The sequence below is a fragment of the Janibacter hoylei PVAS-1 genome, assembly GCF_000297495.1.
In the GTDB taxonomy this organism is placed as follows: domain Bacteria; phylum Actinomycetota; class Actinomycetes; order Actinomycetales; family Dermatophilaceae; genus Janibacter; species Janibacter hoylei.
In genome coordinates this window covers 1-756 of record NZ_ALWX01000114.1, presented here as the reverse complement: position 1 = coordinate 756, position 756 = coordinate 1, and the positions used below count along the sequence as shown (strand labels likewise).

At 55.1% G+C, this 756-nt stretch carries 1 rRNA gene; it reads right to left on the bottom strand.

Annotated elements, in window-relative coordinates:
• Positions 1–756, bottom strand: a 23S ribosomal RNA gene (locus B277_RS17170); the annotation flags it as partial.

The following is a 756-nucleotide window of genomic DNA, read 5'->3' as shown; positions in this document are numbered from 1 at the left end:
CACAGCTTCGGTGGTGTGCTTGAGCCCCGCTACATTGTCGGCGCGGAATCACTTGACCAGTGAGCTATTACGCACTCTTTAAAGGGTGGCTGCTTCTAAGCCAACCTCCTGGTTGTCACGGCAACTCCACATCCTTTTCCACTTAGCACACGCTTAGGGACCTTAGCTGGTGATCTGGGCTGTTTCCCTCTCGACTACGGAGCTTATCCCCCGCAGTCTCACTGCCACGCTCTCACTTACCGGCATTCGGAGTTTGGCTAACGTCAGTAACCTGGTGAGGCCCATCGGCTATCCAGTAGCTCTACCTCCGGTAAGAAACACGTGACGCTGCACCTAAATGCATTTCGGGGAGAACCAGCTATCACGGAGTTTGATTGGCCTTTCACCCCTACCCACAGCTCATCCCCTCAGTTTTCAACCTAAGTGGGTTCGGTCCTCCACGACGTCTTACCGTCGCTTCAACCTGGCCATGGGTAGATCACTCCGCTTCGGGTCTAGACCCAGCGACTCAAACGCCCTATTCGGACTCGCTTTCGCTACGGCTTCCCCACACGGGTTAACCTTGCCACTGAGCACTAACTCGCAGGCTCATTCTTCAAAAGGCACGCCGTCACCCCACAAGGAGGCTCCGACGGATTGTAAGCGCACGGTTTCAGGATCTATTTCACTCCCCTCCCGGGGTACTTTTCACCTTTCCCTCACGGTACTTGTCCGCTATCGGTCACCAGGATATTYMSTGSTGACCGATAGCGGACA